The sequence below is a fragment of the Sphingomonas sp. FUKUSWIS1 genome, assembly GCF_000733135.1.
Taxonomy (GTDB): Bacteria; Pseudomonadota; Alphaproteobacteria; order Sphingomonadales; family Sphingomonadaceae; genus Sphingomonas; species Sphingomonas aerolata.
This window is the reverse complement of the sequence record NZ_JPJC01000173.1, coordinates 1-6,634: the sequence shown is the minus strand read 5'-3', so window position 1 is coordinate 6,634 and position 6,634 is coordinate 1. Positions and strand designations below refer to the sequence as shown.

Here is a 6,634-nt window from a genome sequence, read left to right as displayed (position 1 = left end):
GGCGGCGCGGAGGCCGGCCATGAGGCGCATGAGTTGCTGGATGTCGTGGACCTCGACGTCGATCTCGTTGGTGTGGAAGCTGGTGTCGCGCGTGTCGAGGCGGAGGTTGATGATGTTGGCCATGTGCGTGCCGATGATCGACGCGACCACGCCGAGCGAGCCGGGCTCGTTCTTGACCATCACCGAGATGCGCGCGACCGCGCCTTCGGTCTTTTCGCCCCAGGCGACGTCGACCCAGTCGGTCTCGTTCTCGGTCCGCTCGGCGAGTTCGGCGAGCACGCGGCAGTCGATCGCATGGACCTCGATCCCCGCATCGGGGCGGCGCAGGCCGACGATGCGGTCGCCCGGCACCGGGTGGCAGCAGGTCGCGAGGTCATAGGCGACGCCCGGCGTCAGCCCCTTGATCGAGATCGCGCTCGACTGCGGCGCGACCGCATGGCCGAGATCGGCGCCGGTGGAGCCCGGCATCAGCGCCTCCATCACCTGTTCGTCGGACACGGTGCGGCGCGCGATCGCGACCATCAGCGCGCCTTCGTCGGCGAATTTGAGCCGCTTGAGCGCGGGTTCGGTCGCGTCGGGGCCGATCGGCGCGGGGAGGCGCGAGGCGATGTCGTCGAACAGCGTGCGGCCGAGCGCCTCCTGCTCGACGCGTTCCTTGTGGCGCAGATGGCGGCGGATCGCGGCGAGCGCCTTGCCGGTGGTCGCGACGTTGAGCCAGTGCGGTTGCGGCGACTGGCCCTTCGACCGCAGGATCTGCACCTGGTTGCCGTTTTCGATCACGGTCGAGAGCGGCACGACGCGGCCGTCGATCTTCGCGCCGACCGCCTGGTCGCCGAGATCGGTATGGACCGCATAGGCGAAGTCGATCGGCGTCGCGCCCTTGGGCAGCTGGATCAGCTCGCCCTTGGGGGTGAAGGCGAAGATGCGGTCGGCGTACATCGCCATCCGCGTGTGTTCGAGCAGCTCCTCGGGGCTTTCGGCGGTGTCGAGGATCTCGACCAGGTCGCGGATCCAGCTGACCTGATGCTCGCCGCCGCCGATCGTCTGGCCGCCGCTCTTCTGCTTGTACGCCCAGTGCGCGGCGAGGCCGAATTCGGCCTGGGCGTGCATCGCCTCGGTCCGGATCTGGATCTCGATACGCGCATTGTCGGCATGGATCACGCTGGTGTGGAGCGAGCGATAGCCGTTGCGCTTGGGCGTCGAGATGTAATCCTTGAACCGGCCGGGCACCATCGGCCAGCGCTGGTGGATGATGCCGAGCGCGGCGTAGCAGTCCGCCTCGGTCGGGACGATCGCGCGGAACGCCATCACGTCGGACAATTGTTCGAAATTGATGTGCCGTTCGGACATCTTGCGGAAGATCGAATAGGGATGCTTCTCGCGCCCCGCGACCTCCGCCTCGATGCCCGCGCGCGACAGCACGAGTTTGAGCCCCGAGGCGATCTTGGCGATGCGGTTGCCGTCGCCGTCCTTCAGCTGCTCCAGCCGGCGGTTGATCGATTCGGAGGCTTCGGGTTCGATCTGTTCGAAGGCGAGCGTCTGCATCTCGCGCATGAACTCGTACATGCCGATCCGCTCGGCGAGCGGCGCGTAGATGTCCATCGTCTCCTTGGCGATGCGACGGCGCTTCTCGGGTTTGGCGATGTGATGCAGCGTGCGCATGTTGTGCAGCCGGTCGGCGAGTTTCACCAGCAGCACGCGGATGTCGTCGGACATGGCGAGCAGGAACTTGCGCAGGTTTTCCGCGGCGCGCTCGTTCTCGGTCTGCGCCTCGATCTTGCTGAGCTTGGTGACGCCGTCGACGAGCCGCGCGACCGACGGGCCGAACAGGCGCGTGATCTCCTCGGGCGTGGCGACGGTATCCTCGATCGTGTCGTGGAGGATCGCGGTGGCGATCGTCTCGTCATCGAGATGCAGGTCGGTGAGGATGCCCGCCACCTCGATCGGATGGCTGAAATAGGGATCGCCGCTCGCACGCTTCTGCGACCCGTGCGCCTGCATCGAAAACACATAGGCGCGGTTCAGCAGGGCCTCGTCGGCATCGGGATCGTAATCGAGGACTCGATCGACGAGTTCATATTGGCGCAACACCCGACATAGATGGGGCCGCAGCGTGTTGCTTTGCAACCAAAAGCGTCCGGTCACCGTGATAGACGCACTCGATGAGCGCATCGCGCGGCGGAATGCTATAGGCTAGACCGGGGTCGGGGGGAGCCGGGACGATGGGGATTTCGGGGGGAATTTCGCGGGGAATATCGCGAGGGATTTCGCGGGGGATTTCGCGGGGGATTTTGCGCGAGCCGCTGCGCGAATGCAGCCTGCCGGCGGCGCTCGAGGCGATGGGGGAGCGCTGGTCGTTCCTGATCCTGCGCGCGGCGTTCAACGGGCTGCATCATTTCGAGGAATTCCAGGCCGAGCTCGGCATCGCCCGCAACATCCTGGCGAACCGGCTCGCGCGGCTGGTCGAGCACGGGATCCTCGCGCGGCGGCCGCTGCCCGAGGATCGCCGCAAGATCGCCTATGGCCTGACCGAAAAGGGCTTTGCGCTGCTGCCGACGATGATCGCGCTGCGGCAATGGGGCGAGCGGTGGGAGACGCGGATCCCGGCCTTCCCGATCCTGGTCGATGCGCGGGACCGGCAGCCGATCGAACAGGTCGCGGTGCGCGCGCATGACGGCCGCGTGCTGGGCCGGGGCGAGCTGATCTGGGCGCTGCCGGGGGAGATCGGCGCGACGGACTGAGCGGTCAGGCGGGGGTGGCGAGCCGCGCGATATGGTCGCGGATCGCGGGCGGCAGGGGTGCGGGGCGGCCGGTCGCGAGATCGACATGGACGCTGACCATCATGATCACGGTGTGGAGCGCGCCGGTTTCGGCATGCGTCAGCTCGATCCGCTTGGTGAGGCTCGACGTGCCGACCCGCTCGATCCGGACATGCGCCGCGATCGTGTCGCCGAGGCGGAAGGGCGCGAGATAGTCGATCTCGGTGCGGCGGACGTTGAATTCGGTGTCGTCCCAGCCGGGCACCGCGGCGGCGATCCCGCTCCAGTCCCAGAAGTCGGTGATCGCGACATCGGCATATTCGAGATAGCGCGAGTTGAAGACGATCTTCTGCCCGTCGATCTCGGCGTAGCGGACGCGCAGGGTGGTGGAGAAGGCGAAGCCGGGGCGGGTCATGGCTTTGGGGGATGGCGGTGGCGGGGGGTGGCGTCAACCTTTCGGGGGGAGCGGCTCTTCGCGCCGTTATGGCGGGCTTGATCCGGGACTCAGCGCCGCGGGGGTGGTGCTGCTTGGCTCTGGGTCCTGACTTTCGTCAGGATGACGGGTGGGGTGGGGGCATGTTTGTCCGAACCGTCAGCAGGGCGGGCGGGGGTATGGCCACCCGCTTCGTCATCCCCGCGGAGGCGGGGATCCATAGTCTATGCGGGTGCCGCTGGACCGCGGGCGTCCGCCAGTCTGGATCCCCGCCTGCGCGGGGATGACGGTTTGGGGAGGGGGTGCGGCTCTCCACGCCGTCATCCCGGGCTTGATCCAGGATCCAGAGCCGCGGGCGGGGCGCTGCTTGGCTCTGGGTCCTGACGTTCGTCAGGATGACGGCTGGGGGCGGCGGGTCAGCCGGCGCCCTGGGCGGGTCAGCCGGCGCCCTGGGCCGGGGTGTTGACGCCCATGCTCTGGAGGTAGCGCTTCACGTTGCGCGCGGCCTGGCGGAGGCGTTGTTCGTTTTCGACCATCGCGATGCGGACATAGCCCTCGCCATTCTCGCCATAGCCGACGCCGGGTGCGACCGCGACGTGGGCGTGGGTGAGGAGCTGCTTGGTGAATTCGAGGCTGCCGAGATGCGCGAGCGCGGGCGGCAAGGGGGCCCAGGCGAACATCGAGGCGCGCGGCGAGGGGATGTCCCAGCCGGCGCGGCCGAAGCTTTCGACCAGCACGTCGCGGCGCTTGTGATAGAGCTCGCGGTTGCGCGCGACGATGTCCTGCGGGCCGTTCAAGGCGGCGCAGGCGGCGGCCTGGATCGGGGTGAAGGCGCCGTAATCGAGATAGCTCTTCACCCGGCTCATCGCCGCGATCAGCGTCTTGTTGCCGACCGCGAAGCCGATCCGCCAGCCCGCCATCGAATAGGTCTTGCTGAGCGAGGTGAACTCGATCGCGATGTCCTTGGCGCCCTTGACCTGGAGGATCGAGGGGGTCGGATTGCCGTCGTAGTAGAGCTCGGAATAGGCGAGGTCGGAGATGATCCAGACCTTGTTCTCCTTCGCCCAGGCGACGAGCCGTTCGTAGAAGGCGAGGTCGACCGCCTCCGCGGTCGGGTTGGACGGATAGTTGACGACGAGGATCGACGGGCGTGGCACGGTGAACGCCATCGCGCGCTCGAGGCTCTCGAAATAGGCGTCGTCGGGGGTGGTCGGCACCGCGCGGATCGTCGCGCCGGCGATGATGAAGCCGAAGGTGTGGATCGGATAGGACGGGTTGGGTGCGAGCACGACGTCGCCGGGCGCGGTGATCGCGGTGGCGAGGCTGGCGAGCCCTTCCTTCGAGCCCATCGTCACGACGACCTCGGTCTCGGGATCGACATCGACGCCGAAGCGGCGGCCATAGTAATTGGCCTGCGCCTTGCGGAGGCCGGGAATGCCGCGCGACTGCGAATAGCCGTGCGCGCCGGGCTTGCTGGCGACCTCGACGAGCTTGGCGATGACGTGCTCGGGCGGCGGCAGGTCGGGATTGCCCATGCCGAGATCGATGATGTCCTCGCCGCCCGCCCGCGCCGCCGCCCGCATCGCGTTCACTTCGGCGATGACATAGGGTGGCAGGCGTTTGATGCGGTAGAAATCGTCGGACATGATCGGCCCCGAGCTGGAGGAAGGGGTGCTGTACCGTATGCCGCGGGGGGCGTCATCCACCGCGTTTCGGTTCTGGCGGGAAAGGTGGGGGCTTTCGGGCCGGGTCACGCAAGCGTCGTCATCCTGGACTTGATCCAGGATCCAGGGTGGCGGGGGTGTACGCTGTTTGGCTCTGGGTCCTGACTTTCGTCAGGATGACGGAAGGGGGCGGGAGGGGTGCTGGGTGCTTTCGCCGGGTGGGGGAGTGGGTTAGGCTTGGACAAAAGGAGAGGTTGCCCATGTCCGAGACGCCGGGGATTGCCGCACCGACGCTGGCCGAGCTGCAGCACTGGACCTGGGTGATGGGGCGCGCGCAGCAGATGATGATGGCGCAGGGGCTCGATGCGATCACCGCGCCGCTCGATGCGGCGGTGCCGGAGGCGATGGTGGTGCCGGGGTTCAACGATCCGGCGACGCTGTCGCGGGTGCGCGATTTCTGGCGCGACGGGTTTGCGCTGTGGCAGCAGATGCTGGTGCCCGCGGGGGGCGGCGCGGCGCCCCCGCCCGAGCCCGGGCCTGCGACCGACAAGAGGTTCAAGGCGGCGCAGTGGCGCGAGCCGGTGTTCGACCTGATCCGGCAGAGTTACCAGACGATCGGCGACCAGATGCTGCGCAGCGTCGACGCGGTCGAGGGGCTGGAGCCGCGGCAGAAGGAGCAGCTGCGCTTTGCGACGCGCGGCTTCGTCGATGCGATGAGCCCGACCAACTTCGCGCTGACCAACCCCGAGGTGATCGAGAAGACGATCGAGACGCGCGGCGCCAACCTGTTGCAGGGCCTGCAGAACATGATGGCGGACATCGGCCGCGGGCAGCTCAGCCACACCGCGCAGGGCAGTTTCGAGCTGGGCCGCAACCTGGCGATGACGCCGGGCAAGGTCGTGCTGCGCACGCCGCTCTACGAGCTGATCCACTATGCGCCGACCACCGAGCGCGTGCAGGCGACGCCGCTGGTGATCTTTCCGCCGTGGATCAACCGCTTCTACATCCTCGACCTGAACCCCGAGAAGAGCTTCATCCGCTGGGCGGTCGAGCAGGGCTTGAGCGTCTTCATGGTGTCGTGGAAGTCCGCGGATGCGAGCATGAAGGACGTGATCTGGGACGATTATGTCGCCGCGCAGATCGAGGCGATCGAGACGGTGCGCGGCCTGCTCGAGGTGCCCGCGGTGCATACGATCGGCTATTGCGTGGCGGGGACGACGCTGGCCGCGACGCTGGCGGTGCTGAGCGCGCGAGGGCAGGCGGACCGCGTCGCGAGCGCGACCTTCTTCACGGCGCAGGTCGATTTCGCGGATGCGGGCGAGCTCGCGCATTTCATCGACGATGAGCAGATCGCGCTGCTCGGCACGCTGTCGCCCGAGGGGTTTCTCGACGGGCGCTACATGGCGGCGACGTTCAACCTGCTGCGCGGGCGCGACCTGATCTGGAATTACGTCACCAACAACTATCTGCTCGGCAAAGATTATGTGCCGTTCGACCTGCTCCACTGGAATGGCGACACGACCAACCTGCCGGCGAAATGGCACAGGGCCTATCTGACTGACCTGTACCGCGACAATCTTTTGGTCGAGCCGGGGGCGATGGTGGTGGACGGCACGCCGGTCGACCTCGGCCGCGTGACGACGCCCGCCTATGTCCAGGCGGGGCGCGAGGATCATATCGCGCCGGCGGCGAGCGTGTGGAAGCTGACGACCGCGTTGTCGGGGCCGGTCCGCTTCGTGCTGGCGGGGTCGGGGCATATCGCGGGCGTGGTCAACCCG

Annotated in this window: 5 protein-coding genes; 2 read left to right on the top strand and 3 right to left on the bottom strand. The window is 67.6% G+C overall.

What is annotated here, in order from left to right:
• Positions 1-2,091 (bottom strand): RelA/SpoT family protein (locus sphsw_RS10990; RefSeq protein ID WP_031440659.1); only part of this gene is annotated, 2,091 nt, incomplete at its 3' end.
• 248 nt (positions 2,092-2,339) lie between these two features.
• Between sphsw_RS10990 and sphsw_RS10985 the strand changes: the two genes are divergently transcribed.
• On the top strand, positions 2,340-2,741 hold the full coding sequence (locus sphsw_RS10985; RefSeq protein WP_042467067.1) for a winged helix-turn-helix transcriptional regulator: 402 nt from the start codon (positions 2,340-2,342) through the stop codon (positions 2,739-2,741).
• A gap of 4 nt (positions 2,742-2,745) precedes the next feature.
• On the opposite strand, the gene sphsw_RS10980 is transcribed toward sphsw_RS10985, so the two are convergent.
• A complete protein-coding gene (locus sphsw_RS10980) occupies positions 2,746-3,174 on the bottom strand; it encodes an acyl-CoA thioesterase (protein WP_031440658.1) in 429 nt (142 codons plus the stop codon).
• A gap of 455 nt (positions 3,175-3,629) precedes the next feature.
• Entirely contained in the window at positions 3,630-4,838 is a 1,209-nt protein-coding gene (locus sphsw_RS10975; protein ID WP_031440657.1) for an LL-diaminopimelate aminotransferase, read from the bottom strand.
• A 278-nt stretch (positions 4,839-5,116) separates the two neighbouring features.
• On the opposite strand from sphsw_RS10975, the gene sphsw_RS10970 reads away from it, so the two are divergent.
• Positions 5,117-6,634, top strand: a 1,518-nt coding sequence (locus tag sphsw_RS10970; RefSeq protein ID WP_031440656.1) for a PHA/PHB synthase family protein, incomplete at its 3' end; no start/stop codon positions are given.